Raw genomic sequence first — 23,412 nt, 5'->3', positions numbered from 1 at the left:
GTTAAATAAAGATCTAGATCACTAAAAACGTAAAAATAGTTTTGAATGGCTTTAACTTACGGTCAACATGCGGTTGTCTCAATCACGGACGACATACAGCACCACAAACTCTCGCCTTTCCTCATGAAGTGAGGTAGTTAACATTTCCATTGCGGGCATATACCATCAGCGTTTCAAGCCATCGTTTGTTTGCTGAGCACATTTCCAATGCCTTAACTTATTGTATCAGTGTGACGGAATTTATCGATGGCAAAAAAGCCAACCTATCGATTCAAATCATCGATTGAGAAACGCCGGCCAATAACCAATTACATTTCATTGAAGAGATGGAAATGGACAATATTCACCGCATAGGTAAACGCATTCCTGATCTGGTCTATTTTTTAATGGTCTGCCTTTGCTCAAGGGTGCAATGAGAGCGATGCCTAGTTTATTTCAAGCGGCAGTTAGCGGCTATTCAAATTTACAGCAGATAAATTGATTACTCACTAACTGACTGTTTATCGGTAATGCCAAGTGGTGCGATTAAACGTTAATTGCTAACCAAAGTAGGCTCCACATAGGCTGCGGTTCCCCACAATGGTACCGTTGAAAGGCTGTGTTTAAAGCTGCCGGAGGTTTCTTTGGTTGAGTAAGAGACGTACATCAAGGTTTGCGTTTGAGGGTCATAAATACGTCGGATTTTCATGCTTTTAAAGAAAATGCTCTTCGATTTTTTAAACACGACTTCGCCAGATTTGGATTTATCGATATTCGCGATCATCTCAGCAGTGATCTCACCCGTTTGGCGGCAAGATATCGAAGAATCAGAGGGATCAGCTAAGCTTAAATCCGCTTCAATACTGGCAATATGACAAGTGACTCCAGTGACAATGGGGTCAGTTAAATGGTGAAGCTTAATGTCTTTGAGCGTAAATAGTCCTAAACTCACATCGCCGACGGCAGAGCGATCACAGCCGGATAGTAATAAAGTACTTACGGCTAGGATGGTTAATTTTTTGAGCATATCTGGGATCCTCGACAAAACAGAGCATGATAATAACAGTAAGCAAAACAAAAGCGCGTGGAGAACTGTGCTATGATAGGTAAAATATTGAGAAGCGACCTTAATTTTGCCTCTTTACTCCAGATGGGTAAGTATTTTTAGCAAAATGGCTTGCCAGAGAAGAAGAAATTCCTATGACCCATTTATCTTCACCTAACGCTATGCAATCACTGATTGATGCAAAGAATCAATGGTTGTACGACCAGGTTGATGTCCAGTTCCCGACGCCAGAAAGTCTGCAAGGCCTTACGGTTTATCAGACATTAAATCAAGCCTTACCCAGTGAAGCGTTTACGGCGCAGCATCACGTTGCCGAGAGTCATTTAGCGGCCATTTATTTGGTGGACTTTCATCGTTTAACCATTATGTTTGCGTTATTACAAGCGACGCGTTGTGAGCAAGCGGCCCAACAAGCTTTATTAGTCGAGTTTTTCACGCAGATCATTTATTCGCCGCCTTGCCGCTTATATTTGGGATTTGCTGACGCTCAACCGATGGCTGCTGCCATTGTGACCAGTGATGGCTCGTCACTGCTTATCTCCGATGTGGTGATGCAAAACAACCCGATCTTTACCTCTAGTGATGAGTTTGTTTCTGCTGTCGTGGCTAAATATCAGCAAGAAAACCTAGTCTCCGGTTCTATCTATATTGAGCATTCCCAGCCATAACACTTTTCGGCGTCGTTGAGTTATTGCATTCATCTTGCTTCTATAGAAGAGAATCGTGATGTTGCTTGAAGATACGGGATTATTGTCGGTCTTTTCCTTTATTTTGTTAACTCTATCATCCGAGTGCTATCTCATCGGTATACACTACTTTGGGGCTTATCCCTTTCCCCTGAAGTCGCCTTGGTGTTGATGATTAACGCTATGGGTTATCAATCAATGATCGGCAATGAGTGATAAGGTTAAATCGCATAGGGATTGTTTAACTGCCGTTAGCCATCACAAAGCATAATAAGGACAGCCATGAAAAACCGTACCATTCGCTGTGTGATTTTTGATTGTGAAGGAACGTTGATTGATAGCGAGCGTTTGAGCTGTATCGCGCTAGTGCGAGTGTTTAATGAGCTGGGTGTTTCATTAACGCTTGAGAATGTTTTGCAGCATTTTTCTGGTGGTAAAATTGCCGATATTCTGGTTAATACCTGTCAATTTGCAGGTATCAGTGCTGATATTGATCAACTAGAACTTCGTTACCGGCAAGAGCTTACCTCATTGTTTGATACTGAGCTTAAGCCTATGCCAGGTGCGATTAATTTATTAGAGCAGCTCAAACGGCATAATATTGAATATTGTGTTGCTTCAAATGCGCCACACGACAAAATGGTCGCTGAATTAAGATTAGCGGGTCTAGAGCGCTATTTTACTGGTGGGCGCATTTATTCCGCCTTTGAGGCAAATAGCTGGAAACCTGAACCCGATTTGGTGCGTTATTGTGCCATGAGTATGGGGTTTTCATTAGCAGATTGCGTGTATGTAGATGATACACCGAAAGGGGTTGAGGCGGGGATCAGCGCAGGAGTTATGACGTTTCAACTATGTTCACCTCTATTTTCTCATCCTGTGTTGCATCCTGATGTGATTACCCTGCATCATTTGCAACAATTGGTTGAATATCTTGGCGATAGATCAACCAATAGTACACAAGCTCAGACACTGATTAAGCGCTGAGCAGTCAACACGATGGTTTACCCGTCAATGCTGGGTTTGGGTTAAGGGGTGCAACTGATGAGGAAGATAAGTTGCTGCCAGTGTGACGGCTGGTTTACTTAATAAGACTTGTTGTTGGATCTGTTGTAACTGATGGGTATGGAAACCGCACTGTGCGCAAAAAAACTTCTCGCCGTTTTGAGAGATAAAAAACTCATCATGTTGACATAATGGGCAAGCGTCAATATCAATATTGGGGATTCTTGTTGTCATCATTATTACTCAGCAGCATTAAAAAGAATGTCTCATTTTCCCCTCTGATTTGAAGCCGAAAGAAACGTCGCTATTCGCTCCATTCTTGAAATTATTTTGATCATTCCAAGTGATATCGGGGGTTACTTTTATTAGGTAATCTATTCATGTTATTTGGTGCTACAGCAAGAATGGCGGTGTTTATTATCAACAAATTTCCGCTCTCTAGGCACGATTGGTTAAGAATAGTGCAGTAAGCATAATCGGCTTTGTGACGATACTGATTAAATAAAGATAGCTTTGATTCATTTTTGAGAGTGATTTCATGTTTTCTGTTTTATTTGTGATGCAGATCCAATGCGAGGGCTTTTTGTTCCATTTTCGTCAGTTGGAGTAGTGGCTAAATGAGGATTTACATTCGACAATTACATGAGAACCGCAGACCAGTTCAAAAACTGACACTAAGCTGCGGAGGGAAGCTCGACAAATGCCTAGCTTTAGCTTTGAATGGGAATGAGACAACGTAGCGTGAGTAGAGTATGGCAAATTCACAGGCTTTGAGTACCACCTTTCAAACTTACATGGAAAATCCCTTGTTGTGGCCCATTCTAGAAGTTTTGAAACGGCAATCTTCTGGTTGGAAGGTACATACCTTAGCGGCTCATCTTAGCGAGCAGGGCTTAATTCCTGTGCTTGATAGTGCTGCTGATAAAGATCTTTTTAAGCGAAACTTTCTGATCATGAACGCGTTATACCAGTTACAAGAGATGTTGTATCCGAAAAACTGGTTACAAGTTGAAGCGATGGATATTGCGCTATTGCCAGTATTTAGTCATTCGCACTATGCGATAGACTCTGATGATCCGCTGCGTGATTATTACTCGCGTTGGGAGCACTATGAAGTCAGTGAAGGGGAAGTGAAGCGGTTACTGAATGAATTTTGGACCCGTTATCAGCGTTTTGTGGGTGGGGACGACATTAAAACCCTCGATCGTTCTCAAGCTTTGCGGTTATTCGAGTTACCTGCTGATGCCTCTTCTTTTGAAATTCGTAAGACTTGGCGTCGATTAGCGTTGCGTTGGCACCCGGATCGCGATAATGGTAATGCTGCTCAATTTCGAATCTTGTGCGCCGCTTGGAATGTCTTGAGGCATGAGCATTAGATAGGGTTGAGCATTTATCGTCGTTGTATAATATCCCCAACTCACAGAAACGGTTTGTTATCATGTGTGTTGAGGATATTGAAAATGACCATCTTTAAGCGACGTGGATTATTCGGCTATTTTAAATTGTGCTTTACGTAGACGATTTAAGGTGGCCATCGCATCTAAAATACGTGGTTTAGCCAAATCGCCTTGATTGGGCATCTTGCTGTACCATTCCCCTTCCAATAACGCTGCTAGCTCTTGTACCGGATAAGTTGCCCAACCGGGCTGCTGGGCAAGTTGAAAACAAAGCCAGCCGATAGCGTTAATCTCTGCAGAGGACTCTAACTGTTCCAGTGCCGAGATATCAGCAAATTCTTTACCAAAGCGTAGTGAACTGGTGCCTTTAGCCGATACTCTAAATTTACCCTCTGCCAATATTTTTTGTAAAACACTGCGGTTTAATGATCGAGGAGGGAAAGCGGTTAATGGCGTTTCACACTCATTGCGACGTAAGGTTGGATGCTGTTGGATCACTTGTTGTGCTTTCGCAGTAACATCGATCGCTTGATAATCATGCATTTGAATCACGGTATCTGCGATATCTAAATAATCTCCCGAGCCACCCATGACTATCAAGGTTGAAATGCCGAGTTCATCTCTTAATTGACCAATTCTATCCACCAATGGCGTGATGGGTTCATCGCCTTTCGCGACTAAAGCCTGCATTCTTTCATCACGGATCATAAAGTTGGTGGCAGAAGTATCTTCATCAATCAACAGGGTGCTTGCGCCTGCTTCAATAGACTCTTGTAACCAAGCGGCTTGTGAGGTTGAGCCTGAAGCATCTTGAGTACTAAAATCATGGGTGTTTTTACCCATAGGTAGATGATTGATGTAATTTGATAAGTTTAAGTTGTGAACACAACGTCCTTCTTCCGCACGAATTTTCATTGCTTGCGGATCGGTCACGATACCTTCTCGACCATCTCCGGGGATGTGATTGTAAATCGAACGCTCTAACGCGGTTAATAAGGTTGATTTACCATGAAAACCACCACCGACGATTAAGGTAATACCTTTAGGGATTCCCATGCCGGTGATCGGGCCTTGGTTTGGCGTCGTGAGTGTTATCTTCAGGGTTTTTGGCGCTTGAAAAGGCACCGCTTCTTTCATCGGTAGATCGCAGTTACCCGCAACACGAGGTAAGACACTACCATTAGCAACAAAAGCAACCAATCCATTAGCTGATAACTGATCACGCAGCGCTTGCTGATCTTCAACCACTTGGCAATGGGTAATCAAGGCGGGTTTATCCAGTTCACGCTCTAAGGTGGCTCGACGGATAAATTTTGGCAGATGAAACGTTAAAATATTAATGGCTTTTTTGGCCAAAATATCACGACCTTCTGCGGGTAAATTGATTCGAAAACGAAGTTCAATACCTTGTTGATTGAACAGAACAGACGTGCTGTCCAATACGGTTTGCCCAGTCAATGAGATAGATAGGCTGTTTTCTTGTTTGGCTAATTCAGCAAAGCGGCGAGCGATAAAGTCGCGGGCGGCTTGTTGATATGTGGCTGAGCAGTCTTTTAACCACTCTAATCCAGTCAGTGACCAAGCACGTTGTGCTCGCAAACGAGAGGCTGATGCGTAAGGATCGGACTGAACGTGATCGATAGACAGGGTAAAATCACCAAAGTCATACTGGCCCTTAATTTTCTGATAGGCACGGTAGTTCTGTTTTTCGAGTTTTTTCAGGTTTGCAATTAATAGATCCATCTCGAGTATCACTTATTGAGAATGACAAAGGCGCGATTATAGGGACCGCTATAGACAGAGTAAAGCAATCATCCGATCTTCTCATCACCTTTACCTGTTAAGGTTTACGGCTTTACTGGTTTAGTACCATCATCTCCAAGCGCCAACTTATCGATACATCATGGGGAGATGATGGTTGATTGACGGAGTAGAACACCCATCACATGTTAAATGTGGTCCATAAAGGGAGAAAGGTCGACGTCTTGTTGGTAGTCAATCTCAGGAAAACCAAAGCCGTTTAAGCGTAAAAATTCTTGCTTGAAGCCTTGATAGTCACCCAATTCAGTGAAGTTAGAGCCATTCATTTGATGAACCAGATCTTGAACTTGTGCTTGAGTATCAGGAGCTAATTCCCATTCATCGACTCGCACTAATCGTTCACTGTCGACGGGAACAGGCTTATCTGTATAAAGCTTATCGCTAAATAGACGTTGCATTTGCTCAATACACCCTTCGTGGGTGCCTTTTTGTTTCATCACGCGATACAAGGCAAGCATATAGGGGGTAAACGCGGGGATAAACACACTGGCTTTGGTTACTAATGCTTTACAGACAGCGGCGTAAGCGTTGCCATCGTAATTAGCGAGTTTCAAGTTTAAGGCATGGCTGGTTTGGTGCAGATCGACTTTTGCTCGGCCTAATGTGCCATCAAGGTAGATAGGATGAGTCAGTTCAGAACCCACGTAAGAGAACGCTATGGTTTTACATCCTTGGGCTAAAGAATCATGGTTAATCAATGTGTCGATCCAGTTTTCCCAATCTTCGCCGCCCATCACTTTTAACGTATCTGCAATCTCTTGTTCTGAAGCTGGCGCTAAGGTGGTGTCTAGCCACTGATCATTTTCTAATAAGACCGTGGCACCCGTAACACTGTCACCAATCGGCTTGATGACTGAATGCCAAAATTCTTCGCTATCGCCTTTGCGGCGCATACCACTGGCAATACTATAAATCACTAAATCGACTTCACCTTCAAAATAGGTTTCAATCGCTTCCACCACTTGGTCTCTGATGTTTTTCGAAAAAACGTCACCAGTAATATTAATCGCTACTCGTCCGGCTTGTTCGGCGTATTGTTTAAAAAAATGATTATTATAAAACCCCGCGCTGCCAACGCCTTTATTCGAAGGTCCGCGTTCTAATGAAACACCGATGGTATCGGCGTCTGCACCACCAAAGGTCAAGGCAATGCGAGCGGCGAGCCCAAAGCCGGATGAAGCGCCTAAGATCAATACTCGCTTAGGGCCTTGACTGATCGATGGCGCGGATTTTACGTAATTAATTTGTTGAAGGACGGCTTGCTGACATCCATAGGGATGAGCAGAGCGAGCAACCATGCCTTGAATGAGTGGTTCAATGCGCATAAAGATGGCCTGTGTGCAGTGGATGAACCAATAAAATAACGTAAAGCATGGTAAAGTTTATTGAGCTGAACCATTAAATCAGACAGTTTTAGGCAATTTACGGTTGCTAGGGTGATTAAATTGTCAAGCTGGTGTTGCCGTCATGAATGATTATTTACAGTAACGGCGCGAGTTTTTGGGCCATAAATTGAGCGATCCAAGGTTGAGCGGCTGAGTTTGGGTGTAGCCCATCGCTCATCATCCACTCGGGGTTGATGATCACTTGCTCAAGGAAAAAATCGATCAGAGGTAGGTCAAACTCTTTGGCTAAGCGAGGGTAGACGTCAGCAAATGAGTCACTGTAACGTTTACCATAGTTGGGCGGTGTTTTAATTTGCATTAACACAGACTGTGCATTGGCTTGTTTAATTTGTTCGATCATTGTGCGCAGATTATTTTCTACTACTTGAGGTGGAAAACCACGTAAGCCATCATTCGCGCCAAGGGTAATCAGTACGGTTTGAGGTTGATGCTGCTCAAGTAGTGAAGGAAGTCTCGCTAACCCGTTACCTGTGGTATCTCCAGAAATGCTGCCGTTAATAATCGTAACCTCGTGGTGTGATGCTAATTGGCTTTCAAGTAAGGTCGGCCATGCTTGCTCAATCGGCATTTGATAGCCTGCGCTCAAACTATCACCCAAAATTAGTAAGGTTTGACTGCGTGCCGTCGTTGTAAATAGCATCATGCTAGAAAAAATAAACCCTAAAAATAACAAAGGAAGTCGTTTCGCCATGCAAAGCTCCGTTAGCTCAGTACCATCTGTAATTTCAGTACAGTCGGTTTCAAAAGTGGTCTCCACTGAACAGGAGACCTTGACCATTCTTCATGATATTAATCTTACCATCGGTGCTGGTGAAAGCGTAGCGATTGTCGGTAGCTCTGGCGCAGGTAAATCAACCCTAATGACGTTATTAGCCGGTTTAGATACGCCAACACAAGGCGAAGTGTATCTACTTGGGCAGGGACTCTCTTCACTCGATGATGAAGCGAGAGCGGCGATCCGCAGTCAATCGATTGGGTTTGTATTCCAGAGTTTTTTACTGATCCCAAGCTTATCGGCGCTCGATAATGTCACTCTACCTTGTCTGTTAAAAGGGGAACCTGAAAATCGAGCGCGAGCTGAGGCGTTATTGACCTCGGTTGGTCTTGCTCACCGTTTACACCATTCACCCAATCAACTGTCTGGCGGTGAGCAGCAGCGCGTTGCCCTTGCTCGGGCCTTTATGGTTGAACCTCAAGTGCTGTTTGCCGATGAACCCACCGGCAATTTAGATCAAGAAACGGCCAGTAAAGTGATTGATTTGCTGTTTGAACTCAATCAACAACATGGCACAACGCTAGTGTTGGTGACTCATGACCCTAAACTGGCAGCACGTTGTCAGCGCCGCTTTTACATGCAAGCGGGTAAGTTGGAGGAACGCGTGTGAAAACAAGCCCAGCCCTTACTTTGAATCAGCGGTTTTTACGTTGGAGTTTGAGTGAAATTCGTCATGGTCAGTTGTGGCCGATTTCGTTGGCGTTAACCTTGATTATTGCTTGTTTGTTTGCATTAAGCGCTTTAGCTGAGCGCATGGAACAAGTGGTCGTCAAACAGGGGAAAGAGGCGCTTACCGCCGACAGCGTGTATGTGTCGGCTAATCCTATTCCAGACTCTTTATTGGCGCTCACGGAACAGAAGTCGTTAAGTACTTCGCAGATGACGCGTTTTGCGACCATGGCGTTCAGTGATCATGGTATGCAATTGGTCGGAGTTCGCGCGGTGGATGCATCCTATCCGCTACTTGGCAAAATGACCCTAAGTGATGGTGTTGCGCTGTCTCATCGTGTGCAAGCCAACCAGTTATGGTTAGACGATCGCGTGTTTGCTCAACTTAATGTAGAGATAGGTGACACGGTTACTTTGGGGGACGCTGATTTTCAGGTCAGTGGTCGAGTTATTGACGAGCCAGGGTTAAGTTTTAATCCTTTTCAACAAATGCCGGTAGTTTATATTCATCAAGCAGATGTGGCGAAGACGGGGGCCCTTCAACTGGGTAGCCGTGTTCAATATCGGTTATTCATTCTCGGCGCGGATCATCAGATTGAGCCATTAAAATCATCGCTCGAACTCGGACCGAGTGACGAATGGCGAGATCAAGAAACCACCAATCAGAGTAATGAAGTTTTTGAACGTACTCAGCAATATTTGTCGTTAACCGTCGCGATTGTGATCATGATGGCGGCGACGACGTTAGTCTTAACCTGTCAGCACTATGTTTCGACGCGCCAACGTACGATTGCCATGTTAAAAAGTCTTGGCGCGAGCAAAAAATGGATCGTGCGTTGGTTAACGATTCAAATTGGACTGTTGCTACTCTTTGCTGCCATAGGCGGTACTCTGATTGGCGTTGGATTGGAATTTTTACTCAGAATACCGTTGGTTGATTTATTGCCTGATCCTCTACCGACTTATGGTTTCCAACCTGTCGCGGTGGCGTTGTTATCGAGTATTTTGATTGCCGTACCCGCATTAGGCATTCCTCTTGGTTATCTACTGAATGTTAACGCTGCCAGTGTCATACAGCCCGTTAAAGCCGCTCGCCGTCGCTTATGGAATACCCTATTACTCGCTGTACCATTGGTGCCTATGGTGGTGGTTTATTGGCAAAACCAATTGGTGTGGATCATCTTATTTGGCATTCTTGGGCTGTTTTTTGTCTTAGCCGTGATCAGTCTGTTGTTAATCCGCGTATTGGGTTTGTTACCGCTGAATACGGCGATGCGTTTAGCATTGAGCCGAATCAATCGTTCGAGTGTCGCTACGGGGCTACAGTTTGGCGCGTTATCATTATCGCTAATGTTATTGGCTGTGATGTGGTTGGTGCGTACCGATTTACTGACGGATTGGCAAAAAGTATTACCTGCCGATGCACCGAATGCCTTTGCAATTAATATTGCTGATTATGAAAAGCAGGCTTATTTGCAAGCTCTCGATGAGGCGGGTCTTGAACGATCTGAGGCGTTTCCGATTATTCGTGGTCGACTAACCCATATTAATGGTCAAGTCGCTCAGGAAAGAATTGAGAATGGAGATGGCCCTAACGCGCTGCGCCGTGAACTTAATTTTACTTGGGGTGATACATTACCGAGTTATAACACGATTGTGGAAGGGCAATGGGTAGCCAGTCAGGCCGTTTCAATTGAACAATCCCTAGCTCAAGAATTAGGGATTGAAGTGGGGGATACGCTGAGCTTTATGATCAGTAGTCAAACCATTAGTGCGGTTGTTAATACGATTCGTCACGTAGAATGGCGCGAAATGAAACCGAATTTCTTTTTTATATTTTCGCCGGATGTGATGCAAAACGTATCAGGCAGTTGGATGGTGAGCTTTCGGATTGAATCTGATCACCAACCCTTGCTCAGTGAGTTGTCTCGCCAGCATCCGACAGTGAGCTTAATGGATATCCGAGCGATGGGAGAAAAGATTCAGCAGCTACTGACGCAAATCGTTTGGTCGATTACGGTATTGGCCGCGCTTGGTATGTTAGCCGGTATTTTGCTGATTTTTACCTTATTGCGTTTAAGTTTGAGTCAACGTCAACAAGAAATCCAGCTTTACCGTACGCTTGGTGCAAGTCGCCGCCGAGTAACAGCAACCTTATGGGCTGAGTATGGGGTAATGGCGTTAATAGCTGGGTTGGTGGCGGCAATCAGTGCCGATGTGATTGTTGGCAGTATCATGTATTGGGGGTTTGACTTATCCCCAGTGACGCATTTTTCGATGTGGTTGGCTCTACCAGTGATGACCTTTGTTACTTTAGCCCTTGTGGTTAGTAGCTTGTTACAGCGATTGTTAACGCCGATTAACCGAGCTTTAAGTTAATCGTATCTTGAGTAAGTAAAGAACTTATCCACAAAAACAGTGGATAAAGGTTGGGATAACTTGATTGGTCATAGATAGCGATCAGCATGCTAAGCCAATGCCGCTCAAGCTTACTGATAATCCGTTATTCACAGTGAGCGACAGTCGAAGATAAGCGGATAATCAGTCAAGGCTTTTTTGATAAATTTTGCACAGTTGATAACGGTGCCACGTTACATCAAACCCCCGTTATCCTGTGTGCATTTAGGGAAGGTCTCGCGACTCATGGCTTTCACCGATGATCGGTTGAGTCCATTGTCGAGCGAGCGAGGCCCATTTGGGTATAACATCGATAAGACCTTGTGAAAAATGTGATTTTCATAACCTTTTACACGTTTTAGAATAGGCAGCAACGTAATGACCAACGGCAGTGAAATGTTACTTACTAAACCAGAAATACAAGCCCCGAGCGTCGCCATTATTGGTGGTGGTGTCGCAGGTGCCACCGCCGCGGTGCATCTAAGTGAACTCGGGTTAAAGGTGACCTTGTTGGAAAAGAGTGCTGGTCTCGTCAACGGACCACCGATTTGCCATCTTCATGCAGGCGGTAATTTATATCGAGAAATTTCTCAACAGCAGTGCATTGAATTACTGCGTCAATCGATAGAAACCGTAAGGTTATATCCGCACACCTTAAATCGTCGACCCACAGTGATCGCCATTCCACACAGTGATCCTGGATCTGTACAGGAAGTGTTACCGAGGCTAGAAGTCATTCGTTCCGCTTACCAGCAGCTCGTCGTCGAAGACTGTCACAATAAAATGCTCGGTGAACCCAGTGACTATTTTCGTCTTTATCAGCAAGATGAGCTTGAGCGTCTTGCACTTAAGTCACAACCGAAGGTACCAACCAGCTTCGATGATTGGTTAATCCCTTTTGCCCAGCATACGGATTTATCTCAACTGAAATATCCGGTTGTTGCCGTGCAAGAATATGGTTGGAGCGTCTTCCGATTAGCCGCCAGCGCACACTTAACCTTAGAAGCGTTGCCAAATTGCCAAGTCATCACCCAAGCGACGTTGGTTGACTCCCAGTTCGTCGATCAACAGTGGCAGTTAACCTATCAAGATCGTCATGGTCATCAGCAATTGTTACAGTGTGACTACTTAATTAATGCCTGCGGTTATGAAACGGGTAAAATTGATGATTTAACTCAACATCCTCGGCAGCGTCTGGTTGAGTTTAAAGCTGCGTTTGTGACCCACTGGCCGCGTTGTCATCAAGAGTGGCCTGAGGTAATTTTCCATGGCCCGAGAGGCACACCACAAGGAATGGCTCAGCTAACCCCTTATGCGGATGGTGTTTTTCAATTGCACGGTATGACACAAGACATTACGTTGTTCAGTGACGGCTTGGTGTCTTCGACGGCGGAATCCTCACAACCTTGTTTGCCCGCTTATCTGCAGGAAAAGCTGACTCAAGGCTGGTCAAGCCAAGCGCTAAGTGAGCGGACTTTAAGAGCAATTCAACACATGAGTCAATTTGTACCCGAATTCGCTTGTGCAGAGGTTGGTGGAAACCCATTATTTGGTGCTCAGCAGATCCCAGGTGTCGATGCATCACTGCGAGCGGCAGATGTTACGTTTGAGGCCAACCAGTATGCTCGCATCGAGGTAGTAAAAGGCTCATCGGCTTTGGAAGCAGCGAGACGACTGGTTTCGACATGGCAATTAGCCGACGTTGATTCTGGATTATCGATTGAGCAGCAGCACCCGGTGTGTTTAAGTTTTAGCGAGCAACAAATTGAGCAAAAAGCCATCGAGTTAGCGGAGCAGCGTGGTTATCCGATTGCGTTAGCTAAGGTTGTTGGCATTAGTAATCATTAACGCAACTGCTCACGGATGCGGTTGATCAATTCAACCGCTTTTGGATGTCCTGGGTTGACGCATAAGGTGTCTGCTTCAATCGCCAAAATAAAACCGTCTGCACTGGTTACTTTTCCATAACGAGAGATTTGTTTGACTTGGTTTAATACCGCTTCTTCGCTATGCAGTATCGCATTAGGTAGCGTGTCGGGCGTTAATTGCCCGTTAGCCAGATACGTTCTATCGGCAACCGCTTCAAATAACAGCGGCACATCAAAGCGATCCGCCAGATCGAGATAATCTTGGTTATTCGGCGAGGCTAAAATCATCAGGGGAAGATTAAAACAAGAGACTGCATCGACCATCGATCGGAAAATATTTTTATCACTCATCATGTCACGATATAACGCGCCATGGGGTTTGACATAGCTTAGCTCGGCATTTTTGCTCTCACACAAGGCCTTGAGCGCACCAACTTGATAAATCACAATATCGCATATCTCTTCATCCGATAGGGCAAAGGAGCGTTGACCGAAGCCTTGTTTATCAGGATAGCCGGGATGAGCACCAATCATGACGTCATTTTGTAGTGCTAAATCAATGCTTTTACTGATGAGATGTGGATCGCCAGCATGAAATCCACAGGCGATATTAGCCATATCGATATGAGGCATGATGTCTTTATCAGCCCCCATCTGCCATGCACCAAAGCCTTGGCCCATATCACAATTTAGTTTGATCGTTCGCGTCGTACTCACAGAAGGTGATCCTTATTGGTTATCCCTTACTTATCTGATGTTGAATATTAGTCATCGTTTGAGCCTATTTATCATTATCTTATAGGATAAGATCAATACGATGACAGTTTTTTTCTTGGATTCTTTATTAGTATTTTGAAAGTACTTAACGATAGAATAGGTTTATGAACGTGGTCAATCGTGCTGCAATCGAATCAATGACTCAAACAGATAACTAAGATGTACAAATTAACGAACAAAGGTAGCTAGGTATGAAAGTGTTAGTCACCGGGGGAATGGGCTATATCGGTAGTCATACTTGTATCCAGATGATTCAAGCGGGCATGACGCCAGTTATTGTTGATAACTTATACAATAGTAAAGCCTCGGTATTGGACAGAATTGAGAAAATATCAGGTTGTCGCCCCATTTTTATTCATGGCGAAATTCGTGACAAAGCGCGGTTAATGAGCATTATGGCCGAACATGAGATTGAATCGGTGATTCACTTTGCGGGGTTGAAGGCGGTCGGTGAGTCGGTTCAAAAACCGCTCGAATATTACGATAATAATGTCAATGGTACCTTAGTGCTCGTTTCCGCGATGCGTGAAGTGGGGGTGAAATCATTAATATTCAGTTCTTCTGCGACCGTGTATGGCGATCCTGCTAGCGTGCCAATCACTGAACAGTTTCCGACCAGCGCGACGAATCCCTATGGGCGTAGTAAATTGATGGTTGAAGAGTGTCTACATGATTTTCAACGTGCTAATCCAGATTGGAGCATCACGCTTTTGCGTTATTTCAATCCGGTTGGCTCGCATCCATCGGGAGAGCTTGGTGAAGATCCGCAAGGCATTCCGAATAATTTAATGCCGTTCATTTCTCAAGTTGCTGTCGGGCGGCGCGAATGTCTGTCTATTTTTGGCAGTGATTACCCCACCAAAGACGGTACTGGTGTACGCGATTATATTCATGTGATGGATTTGGCTGATGGGCACATTGCGGCACTACAAAAAGTCGGCATTCAGTCAGGGCTACATATCTATAACTTAGGCACAGGTCAGGGTTACAGTGTGTTAGAGATGGTCAAAGCCTTTGAAACCGCTAATCAGTGTCAAATACCGTATCAGTTAGTGGCAAGACGCCCGGGTGATATTGCCGAATGTTGGGCCGATCCAACGAAAGCTCAGAAAGAGCTAAATTGGCAAGCGACACGCACCCTCCAAGAGATGGCGCAAGATACTTGGCGTTGGCAGTCACAAAATCCTCAAGGTTATCCGGATAGTGAAGCGATATAACTAAACGACGTTATTAGCCATCACTTATTTTGGGCTATGGTCAGTCGTTATTGGTCACCAACAAATGGTTATCAATAAAAAAGCCAGTCACATTAGTTGACTGGCTTTTTAATAAATCACTCTTCATCTCAAATGAGAGGAGAAAGCGGCGGATTAATTCGTTTGGTAGCGACTTAATATTTGACTGAGGTTTTGCGTCGCTTGACTGATTTCATTAATCCCAGATGAGGATTTTTCTGCGACGCGACGAATGGTATTGGACTGACTACGGATATCGCTTAATTCTGATGCAATATCATTGGCTACCGAACTTTGCTCTTCTGCAGACGTTGAAATTTGTACACTCATATCATTGATCATCCGTGCCGAATGAGCGATCTTTTCAATATCTTGGCCAATTTCCATTACTAAGCTGCTGCTACTTTGCGCTTGTCCTACCGTTTGTTCGGTCATTTTTGCTATCGTACGGCTTTCACTTTGCAGTTTTTCAATCATCGATTGAATATCAATAGTGGCTGATTGTGTACGGCTAGCGAGAGTGCGAACTTCGTCAGCAACCACAGCAAATCCTCGACCTTGTTCACCAGCTCGTGCGGCTTCAATCGCTGCGTTGAGTGCGAGAAGATTAGTTTGTTCAGAGATAGCGTTGATGGTGGTGATCACTTCATTAATCTTGATCGCATTTTCATTTAAGGTTGTTACCGATGAGGATGTTTGACCGATAAAGCGTGATAATTGTTCAATTTCGTTGATCGCTTGAGTGACTCGACGATGACCAATCTCAACTTGTTTCGCATCTTGCTCTGCTTGTTGAGTGGCTTGACGAGAAATGCTCGACACTTCCTGTGCGGAGGCCGTCATTTGCTCCATGGCGGTGGCAACAGAATCTAACGACGCGTATTGATTATGAATTTGTTTTTCACTCTCTTTCATTTCACCGGCAAACACTTTTGAGGTATCGGTGAGTGTCGCTGAGTTGTCTTTTACTGTGACCACTAATTCAGTCAAGGTATCCATGGCTTTATCTAGTGCACAGCCAATGGTACCAAACTCATCACGTCCAGGATGAAAACCTAAGCGGGAAGTCAGATCGCCTTTCGCAATTTTTTGCGTCGTAGTGTAGAGATCCCACAATGCTCCACCTAAGAAAGTCGCAATCCAATAGCAAAGAAGCCCGAACGGAAGAACCCACAAGTAACTGAATAAAAGCACCTTAAAAGCGGCAGAGCGCATTTGCTGCTCTTGACGAGAGAAGTCTTCCGTTAAACGATAGACCTGCCCATTGTTGCTTTGAGCCGTCGCCATGACTCGACCTTGTTGATACTGCGTATCTTGCAAAGCAGCGCGAGATTCTAATCCCGGGATCAGGGTAATGGCATTTTGACTGATGATCCCTTGCAGCTTATATTCTACCGCTTGTTTCGCTTGAGTCTCAAAGTTGGTAATAGTGTTGATATAGCGAGCGCCAGCTAGGGCACTTAGTGTGATAAAAAAGAGCGCAAACACGGCCCACATCTTATCGTTGATGGATATTTTGATGAATACACGATCAATCATCCTGAATGGAACTTGTTTCATATCTTCTCCGGTGCAGCACAATGGCGTAGGGGTTGAGCGATTTTACGGCTATCTGAGCGATTAAAGTGTGTAATATCCCATATATTTATGAAATATATATGTACCAATGTTTAAGAAGTGAGAGGTAGATCGATATATTCAGCATTTATATCAAAGCCCGAATAAGGATTCTTATTCGGGCTTTGAGAAAGGTCATAAAGAATTCCAAGCAGGGCGCTTGAATGGCAGTGATTAGCCGAGTGCGGGAAGTGCGCCAATGGTGATCATTAATTGGGCTGCAACAATTAATAAGCCAATGACCCCTGTAATCATCAAGGCTGGCTTACCACCAATCACTTGGTAATACTCAGGTGAGGAGCTTTGACTTCTAACGCGCACGACCATCGCAATCGGTAAAAATATCGCCAACACCGCCAAAGCAATTGCCGCATAACCTAAGGCCATAATAAAGCCTTGCGGGTAGAATAAAGCAAACAAAAGCGGTGGGGTAAAGGTGGCGACAGAAGCGACGAACCGATTCACACCTGCCCCTTTTTTACGTAACGTATCACCCATAAACTCAAACAAACCTAAGCTAACACCGAGGAAAGAAGTCAATAACGCTAAATCCGCGAAAATACCGATCATACTCCCTAGGCCCGATTGATGTGCACTGCGTGCCAATGTGCCAATTAAGGCAGACAAACCACTATTTTGAACCAGCTCAGCTTGGCTAACGACACCGAGTGTGGCTAATTGCCACAGGATATAAATGATCAGTGGAATAGCCGAACCAAAGACGATGGCTTTACGCAGTGATGGGGTATGTCCATCAAGATAGTTGACGATAGCAGGGATACTGCCATGAAAACCAAACGAGGTGAAAATCACGGGGATAGAAGCAATGATCAGCCCCTGTCCAAGTGGCATACTTAATAAGTAGGACTCAGTAACATTAGGGGCAAGAAACGTCAGCACCATGATCATGGCAATGATTTTACCGGCAAATAATAAGCGGTTGACTTTATCGACCGTCGCTGTACCGATGGTGACTACCGCAGCGACAATAACGGTAAACAGCAAAGTGCCTGTTGGCGCAGATATAGTGAATCCAGTAAATTCACTGATCCGTTGAGTAAACTGCCCACCACCTCCAGCGATATAAGCAGCACATAACGAGTAAAATAAGAACAGCATAGCGAAGGTCGCTATCCACTTGCCTTTTGTGCCGAGTATCTCTTTCGCGAGGGTATGCAACGTGGCGTCTTGACTTGAGTATTGATGGATTTCTACCATCAATAATGCGGTGAAGGCCATTAAGGCCCATAGACCAAGCATAATGACTAATGCCGTCGAAAATCCAAGCCCAGCGGAAGCCAAAGGCAGAGCGAGCATACCCGCGCCAATCGTCGTTCCTGCAATAATTAAGCTACTACCTAACAGTTTTGATTTAATCATATTGTAAACTTATCTGTACGTATTTAGTGGTTAAATGGGTGCGACGGAGTCAGTTAAACGATGTTTAGGCCGCTGCTTAGGTGTTTTTGGCTATTTTGAATAAATTAATCAATAAGGTCAATGGTGTTGTAAAAAATTAAGTTCATTAGTGTAATTTTATTTGTACACTGAATCTTTAGTTTGGTCTGACTGGTGATGCATCGCTGACTGTGTTAAATCTGTAGTTGGTATTGTTCTCGTTGAGTACGACACAAAATTACACGGAGTGGAAAAGTGATTCACCTTTCCAGTAATAACACAGGAGGTCGAGATGACAGACCAGATAAACCTTAATGATGATACTTTAGAGCTGTTAGACGCGTTGGAAATTGGTTGTGAATTAAGTCACTACGATACTACGGCTTATGACACTAGCGAGGCTGACGTTACCTTACTCTGTTAGTTCGCATCATGATTTCCATTTGCGTACAAAATAATCACTATAGGTGGCGATTCTCATTTTCGCAAAGCCAAATCCATAACTATTTGCTACAATCCGCGCCCAGATTTTCTTTACGCTCAGCGTCGAACGCTGGGCGTTTCTTGTATTTTTAAAAGGAAAGTAGCATGTCTTCACCCTTCAAAACCTTTTTAGACTTGGGTATTGCACCTACTTTAGTTGAGAGCCTGAATGCGTTAGGTATTGAGACGCCAACAGAAATTCAAATTCAGGCCATCCCGCCCATTTTGGCGGGACATGATGTGCTTGCTGGAGCGCAAACCGGAACGGGTAAAACGGCGGCCTTTGGTCTGCCAATATTACAACGCTTGGCGGCATCAAAAACTAGTATCGATTTGAGCAACAGGGATATTCGCGCTTTAGTGTTGGTGCCAACGCGTGAGCTTGCCCAGCAGGTATTTGAGAGCCTGACTGCTTACGCGAAAGGCAGCGAGTTAAAAATTGTTGTTGCGTATGGCGGTACCAGTATGAGTGTGCAAAAACAGCATTTTCGTGGTGGTGCTGATGTACTCATCGCCACGCCAGGACGGCTTTTGGATCATGCACATGTGAAAAGTCTTTATTTGGGTAACGTACAAACCTTAGTGTTGGATGAAGCGGATCGAATGCTGGATATGGGCTTTATGCCTGATATCCAAAGAGTCTTGCGTAAATTAAATCGTGCACGACAAACGTTATTTTTCTCTGCCACCTTCGATCAAAAAATTAAGGCATTGGCTTATCGGATGATGCATGAACCGATAGAGGTGCAAGTGACGCCAGCGAATACGACGGCAGACACAGTGTCACAAATGGTTTATCCGGTTGATAAAAAACGTAAAAGTGAGTTATTGGCGTATTTGATCGGTTCACGTAACTGGCAGCAAGTGTTGGTCTTTACTAAGACTAAGCAGGGCAGTGATGCTTTAGCTCAAGAGCTGAAGTTGGATGGTATTAAAGCAGCCTCGATCAATGGTGATAAAAGCCAAGGCGCGCGACAAAAGGCGTTGGATGATTTTAAAGCCGGCAAGATTCGGGCGTTAATTGCCACGGATGTCGCCGCGCGCGGGATTGATATTTCCCAGTTAGAGCAAGTGGTTAATTTCGATCTGCCTTATAAAGCGGAAGACTATGTTCATCGTATCGGCCGTACGGGACGGGCAGGACAATCCGGTTTGGCGGTCTCTTTAATGAGTCCACAAGAAGAGCCATTGTTGCAAGCGATTGAGCGGTTGCTGGATCAGCGCTTACCACAAGAGTGGTTAAAAGGTTTTGAACCATCGCCATTAGAACGTTATGACGATACGCCTTCTCTGCGATTGAGCCGCTCGGCGGAGAAACGCCAATTAAAGGCTAAGCTGAAAATTCACGCCAAGCGTGGTAAAAGATAGTTAAACATATAACCCCCTGAAGACGTGAGCCTTTAGGGGGTTATATGTTAGATATTGGCTTAATCGGTTGTCGCTGATGAGTCTTCGTCAGTGGAGAGGTTTTCCGATGGATGAGAGAGGGCGCACTGTTTTCGCCAATCATACTGCACATCATAAACCAGCTCTTTGACGGAGCGAGGAGATAAAGCGTACTCGTCAGTAATGCGGTATTTTTGAATCATTAACCCATTAAACAGTTGCCAGTGATTGAGTAAGCATTGGTCGAGGTCCGCTTCTTCATCTCGCCATGTTTCTTTGAGAAAAGGCGTTAAACTGGCCGCACTGTGGGTATACATGATCATTTGCCATTTCACTTCCCAAATTTTGATCGGCGTTTCAGGGCACTGTTGATTATACTGTTCGGCAAACCCTTCAATTAATCGTTCTATTTCACCTGAAGTATCGATAAAGTAGTCGATTAACGCATCGTCTTGACGCACGGCATCAGCAATCAGCTGGATAGGTTGTTTGACAATCAATCCATGAGCCAATAAACGCATGATAAACAGATAGACTTTCACGTTAGCTGGCATGGATTCTGGGATCTCTTTGATCACCTTACGCATATAATGCTCAACATACAGATGCAGGCCATCACTAATGCTGTGCCAGATTTTCTCTTTACTACCGAAATGATGACGAATCAAACTGTGTGACACTCCGGCTTTTTCACTAATGTTACGCAAAGAGACTCGTGCATAACCGAAATCACAAAACAGTTGTGCTGCAACTTTGAGGATATGATAGCGAGTGTTCAGTGCATCTTCAGCACTGCGCCGCCCTTGTCGTTTTTCCGTCATGGCACTTCTTCGTTGATTGATTACTGTGATGTTTTACCAGATCTACCGCAGAGTTTCACGGATAACTGGAGCATGGAGAGATTGACTGCACAAAACCTCACCTTAATTAATGCGAAGGTTCATACATAACCGCAGAGTTTGGCTTTACTTAAGCAAGCGATGGTTTTTGCATCGCTGATATCGCCATCAATAATGTATTGTTCGAGCTCTTCCATCGTTAGGCTTAATACTTCTATTAGTTCATCATCATCACACTGAAAGCGCTGTGTTTTCGTCAGTTGTTTGGCGACAAATAGATATTGTATTTCGTCACAAAATCCGGCCATCGGAGTGACTTGGCCTAATTCAAAAAATTGTTCGCCACTATAGCCAGTCTCTTCCTCTAGCTCACGTTGTGCACATTCAAGTGCAGTTTCATTATTTTCGATGGTCCCTGCGGGTAATTCGAGTAACCATTTTTTTAACGAAGGTCTGAATTGACGAATAACGATAATTCGCTTATCTGCCGTGATGGGCAAGATGACTGCGGCACCCGGGTGTTTGATGGTGGTATGAACCAAGGTTTGTCCGTTTGGATAGATAATGGTTTCTTCAACCAGTGCAATGTTTTTCCAGTGGTGTATGGTTTTTATCATGGACTAATAATCTATTTTTATCTGTTGAAATGCCGTGGCAGTCAGCGATGAATAAAAGCAATAGGGTATCAACAGAGGGCGGTTATCGTTAAGCGACTAACCTTACCCCATTTAATCGGATACCCCAACTCAATTGATGTCCAGACGTGACGTTTCTATGAATTTGTTATTTACGCATCAATGAGTTGAGAAGTAATTCTGCAAACTTTGATCTCAACCCTTTTCTCACTATTGAGATCTGGTATAAGGCTGTGCGAGTTTAAAATACAACTTGTAACAAATTAATAACGAATGTATAAATCCCGCTGTACCCTCAGCCAGTTACGGAGCGCCTCTATGATCAACCCTTCTTCTCATGCACAAAAAGCGTTACTGGCAGAAAGAATTAATAAATTAGCCAAAGCATTGGCGGATGGCGTGTATGAGCGTGAAAGTACGATTAAGCTCTGTTTGCTCGCTGCCCTGACGGGTGAAAGTGTTTTCCTGCTTGGTCCTCCCGGGATTGCAAAAAGTTTAATTGCCAAACGTCTTATCCAAGCTTTTGATAGTAGTAGCTATTTTGAATACTTGATGACTCGATTTTCTACCCCTGAAGAGGTGTTTGGTCCATTAAGTATTCAAGAATTAAAAGATAATGGTCGCTATCTACGCCTAACGGATGGCTACCTGCCGACGGCACAAGTGGTTTTTTTAGATGAAATATGGAAAGCGGGACCGGCAATTCTAAATACATTACTGACAGTCGTTAATGAGAAGACGTTTAAAAATGGCAGTGATATTGAACGAGTCCCAATGCGTTTGTTGATTTCGGCTTCCAATGAATTACCTGATGAAGAGAGCGGTCTTGATGCTTTATACGACCGTATGTTAGTGCGTGTTTTTGTCAATCGTATTCAAAATAAACAGAACTTTAAATCGATGTTAACGGTAGGGACGCCACAAGAAGCGAAAATCCCTGATGGACTGGCAATTACCGATCAAGAATATCATCAATGGTTAAGTGAATTAGATAAGCTGACGTTAACCGATCCGCTGTTTGAAAAGCTCTATCTGCTAAAAGCGCAATTAGAGCAAGCGGCACAAGAGAGCGGTTTACCAGCCGATGATGTTTATGTTTCTGATCGTCGCTGGAAAAAGTCAGTAAAGTTACTGAAAGCGTCCGCATTTTTTAATGGACGCGATCAGATAAGCCCGCTGGATTTACTGTTATTACAAGATTGTTTATGGAACAGTCCCGAGTCTCGTGAATTGGTGTATCGAGTGACGCGTGAGTTTGCTTTACGTGATGCATTTGATCAATCTCAGGTTGAGCAACAAATTGACCGCTGTCGTATTGAATTGACGTCCATTCAGCAGGCGTTAGAAAGTGAATTAGCGATGGAGCCGTCACTAGAAACTACAAACGGGTTAAGAAAAAAACAATTTCATCAATACGATCTCAGCCAAGCTAAACTTTATCAAGTGGGGCAAACAAAGAATCTCGTTAAACTGGTATTGCTGCAAAACAATTTATCGGTTGCTGAAGCAGAAAAAGGCGATAGTCGATGGATTTACCTTAGTAAGCCTGAGCTGCAAAAGGCGATTAAACAAGGACAGGGAGAGATTTACGGTTACGTTAACCACAATCCGAATGTATTCCGGTTACGGATCGAATTGGATGGACAAGGGAAGTTAGTTATCAAAGATATTGCCAATCGTTCCGTGTTATTAGCCTTGGTGACTAAGCAAGGGTTAGACGAACAACAGTATCAACTTTGGTTACAACAAGCGGAACAGGCGTTGGCACAACTCAAGCAGACGGAGCATCATTTACGTCAAGTGCGTTCAGATTTTCATAGTGCGTTACCACATAACTTTATTGATCCAGAACTGCCTGTGGCGATGCAGTCGATATTGCATGAGTTACAGCAGCAATTAGAAGAGACGCACAGTGAGTTTGAGAAAACCGTTCAGCGCTTTAGACAGTTAAGCGATTTTTTTAGTTAATTGAG

20 protein-coding genes are annotated in these 23,412 nt (G+C 44.2%); 10 read left to right on the top strand and 10 right to left on the bottom strand.

Going from position 1 to position 23,412, the window contains the following annotated elements; translation table 11 throughout:
* Positions 1–532: 532 nt before the first annotated feature.
* Entirely contained in the window at positions 533–1,006 is a 474-nt protein-coding gene (locus CAG60_RS01145; protein ID WP_161438080.1) for a CreA family protein, read from the bottom strand.
* Positions 1,007–1,179: 173 nt separating this feature from the next.
* On the opposite strand from CAG60_RS01145, the gene CAG60_RS01140 reads away from it, so the two are divergent.
* Together CAG60_RS01140 and CAG60_RS01135 are read left to right on the top strand one after the other, a co-directional pair.
* Entirely contained in the window at positions 1,180–1,713 is a 534-nt protein-coding gene (locus tag CAG60_RS01140; protein WP_237667739.1) for a hypothetical protein, read from the top strand.
* A 300-nt stretch (positions 1,714–2,013) separates the two neighbouring features.
* Entirely contained in the window at positions 2,014–2,718 is a 705-nt protein-coding gene (locus tag CAG60_RS01135; RefSeq protein WP_161438079.1) for an HAD-IA family hydrolase, read from the top strand.
* A 24-nt stretch (positions 2,719–2,742) separates the two neighbouring features.
* On the opposite strand, the gene CAG60_RS16470 is transcribed toward CAG60_RS01135, so the two are convergent.
* On the bottom strand, positions 2,743–2,973 hold the full coding sequence (locus CAG60_RS16470; RefSeq protein ID WP_072671066.1) for a hypothetical protein: 231 nt from the start codon (positions 2,971–2,973) through the stop codon (positions 2,743–2,745).
* Between the two features lie 515 nt (positions 2,974–3,488).
* On the opposite strand from CAG60_RS16470, the gene CAG60_RS01130 reads away from it, so the two are divergent.
* The gene (locus tag CAG60_RS01130; RefSeq protein WP_161438078.1) at positions 3,489–4,112 is read left to right on the top strand and encodes a DNA-J related domain-containing protein; all 624 of its coding nucleotides are present in this window, start codon (positions 3,489–3,491) and stop codon (positions 4,110–4,112) included.
* Positions 4,113–4,220: 108 nt separating this feature from the next.
* Here the strand turns inward: CAG60_RS01130 and CAG60_RS01125 are convergent, their stop codons facing one another.
* From CAG60_RS01125 to tesA, 3 genes are all read right to left on the bottom strand, one after another.
* Entirely contained in the window at positions 4,221–5,876 is a 1,656-nt protein-coding gene (locus CAG60_RS01125; protein WP_161438077.1) for an ABC-ATPase domain-containing protein, read from the bottom strand.
* A 206-nt stretch (positions 5,877–6,082) separates the two neighbouring features.
* On the bottom strand, positions 6,083–7,279 hold the full coding sequence (gene fabV / locus CAG60_RS01120) for an enoyl-ACP reductase FabV (RefSeq protein ID WP_154171152.1): 1,197 nt from the start codon (positions 7,277–7,279) through the stop codon (positions 6,083–6,085).
* A 154-nt stretch (positions 7,280–7,433) separates the two neighbouring features.
* Positions 7,434–8,051, bottom strand: coding sequence for a multifunctional acyl-CoA thioesterase I/protease I/lysophospholipase L1 (tesA, locus tag CAG60_RS01115; protein WP_154171151.1), 618 nt, complete (start codon positions 8,049–8,051; stop codon positions 7,434–7,436).
* Here tesA and CAG60_RS01110 point away from each other — a divergent pair.
* The 3 genes from CAG60_RS01110 to CAG60_RS01100 all read left to right on the top strand — a co-directional run bounded on the left by CAG60_RS01110 (position 8,050) and on the right by CAG60_RS01100 (position 13,049).
* Positions 8,050–8,745 carry an ABC transporter ATP-binding protein gene (locus tag CAG60_RS01110; protein WP_004396609.1) on the top strand — a complete coding sequence of 232 codons (696 nt, stop codon included), beginning with the start codon at positions 8,050–8,052 and terminating at the stop codon, positions 8,743–8,745. The two genes, tesA and CAG60_RS01110, sit on opposite strands and share 2 nt — an antisense overlap.
* Complete coding sequence (locus CAG60_RS01105) at positions 8,742–11,183, top strand: FtsX-like permease family protein (protein ID WP_161438076.1); 2,442 nt, start codon at positions 8,742–8,744, stop codon at positions 11,181–11,183. The genes CAG60_RS01110 and CAG60_RS01105 overlap by 4 nt, the downstream gene beginning before the upstream one ends.
* A gap of 396 nt (positions 11,184–11,579) precedes the next feature.
* Complete coding sequence (locus CAG60_RS01100; RefSeq protein WP_161438075.1) at positions 11,580–13,049, top strand: FAD-dependent oxidoreductase; 1,470 nt, start codon at positions 11,580–11,582, stop codon at positions 13,047–13,049.
* Here the strand turns inward: CAG60_RS01100 and CAG60_RS01095 are convergent.
* The gene (locus tag CAG60_RS01095) at positions 13,046–13,786 is read right to left on the bottom strand and encodes a 5-oxoprolinase subunit PxpA (protein ID WP_161438074.1); all 741 of its coding nucleotides are present in this window, start codon (positions 13,784–13,786) and stop codon (positions 13,046–13,048) included. The two genes, CAG60_RS01100 and CAG60_RS01095, sit on opposite strands and share 4 nt — an antisense overlap.
* A gap of 251 nt (positions 13,787–14,037) precedes the next feature.
* Between CAG60_RS01095 and galE the strand changes: the two genes are divergently transcribed.
* Positions 14,038–15,063 carry a UDP-glucose 4-epimerase GalE gene (gene galE, locus CAG60_RS01090; protein ID WP_161438073.1) on the top strand — a complete coding sequence of 342 codons (1,026 nt, stop codon included), beginning with the start codon at positions 14,038–14,040 and terminating at the stop codon, positions 15,061–15,063.
* A gap of 153 nt (positions 15,064–15,216) precedes the next feature.
* On the opposite strand, the gene CAG60_RS01085 is transcribed toward galE, so the two are convergent.
* Together CAG60_RS01085 and CAG60_RS01080 are read right to left on the bottom strand one after the other, a co-directional pair.
* On the bottom strand, positions 15,217–16,641 hold the full coding sequence (locus tag CAG60_RS01085; RefSeq protein ID WP_154171147.1) for a methyl-accepting chemotaxis protein: 1,425 nt from the start codon (positions 16,639–16,641) through the stop codon (positions 15,217–15,219).
* 231 nt (positions 16,642–16,872) lie between these two features.
* A complete protein-coding gene (locus CAG60_RS01080; protein WP_154171146.1) occupies positions 16,873–18,078 on the bottom strand; it encodes an aromatic amino acid transport family protein in 1,206 nt (401 codons plus the stop codon).
* Positions 18,079–18,388: 310 nt separating this feature from the next.
* Between CAG60_RS01080 and CAG60_RS16745 the strand changes: the two genes are divergently transcribed.
* Entirely contained in the window at positions 18,389–18,520 is a 132-nt protein-coding gene (locus CAG60_RS16745) for a hypothetical protein (RefSeq protein ID WP_261384366.1), read from the top strand.
* Positions 18,521–18,684: 164 nt separating this feature from the next.
* Complete coding sequence (locus CAG60_RS01075) at positions 18,685–19,947, top strand: DEAD/DEAH box helicase (RefSeq protein ID WP_161438072.1); 1,263 nt, start codon at positions 18,685–18,687, stop codon at positions 19,945–19,947.
* A 59-nt stretch (positions 19,948–20,006) separates the two neighbouring features.
* Here CAG60_RS01075 and CAG60_RS01070 read toward each other — a convergent pair whose 3' ends face one another.
* Together CAG60_RS01070 and CAG60_RS01065 are read right to left on the bottom strand one after the other, a co-directional pair.
* Positions 20,007–20,786, bottom strand: a complete 780-nt coding sequence (locus tag CAG60_RS01070; RefSeq protein WP_158145451.1) for a TetR/AcrR family transcriptional regulator — start codon at positions 20,784–20,786, stop codon at positions 20,007–20,009.
* 119 nt (positions 20,787–20,905) lie between these two features.
* On the bottom strand, positions 20,906–21,421 hold the full coding sequence (locus CAG60_RS01065) for an NUDIX hydrolase (protein ID WP_154171143.1): 516 nt from the start codon (positions 21,419–21,421) through the stop codon (positions 20,906–20,908).
* Between the two features lie 336 nt (positions 21,422–21,757).
* Between CAG60_RS01065 and CAG60_RS01060 the strand changes: the two genes are divergently transcribed.
* The gene (locus CAG60_RS01060; RefSeq protein ID WP_158145453.1) at positions 21,758–23,407 is read left to right on the top strand and encodes an ATPase RavA domain-containing protein; all 1,650 of its coding nucleotides are present in this window, start codon (positions 21,758–21,760) and stop codon (positions 23,405–23,407) included.
* The last annotated feature ends 5 nt before the right edge of the window (positions 23,408–23,412 follow it).

It is taken from the genome of Vibrio sp. V33_P6A3T137, from assembly GCF_009904835.1.
Lineage (GTDB): Bacteria > Pseudomonadota > Gammaproteobacteria > Enterobacterales > Vibrionaceae > Vibrio > Vibrio metschnikovii.
This window is presented reverse-complemented; position numbering and strand designations above follow the sequence as displayed.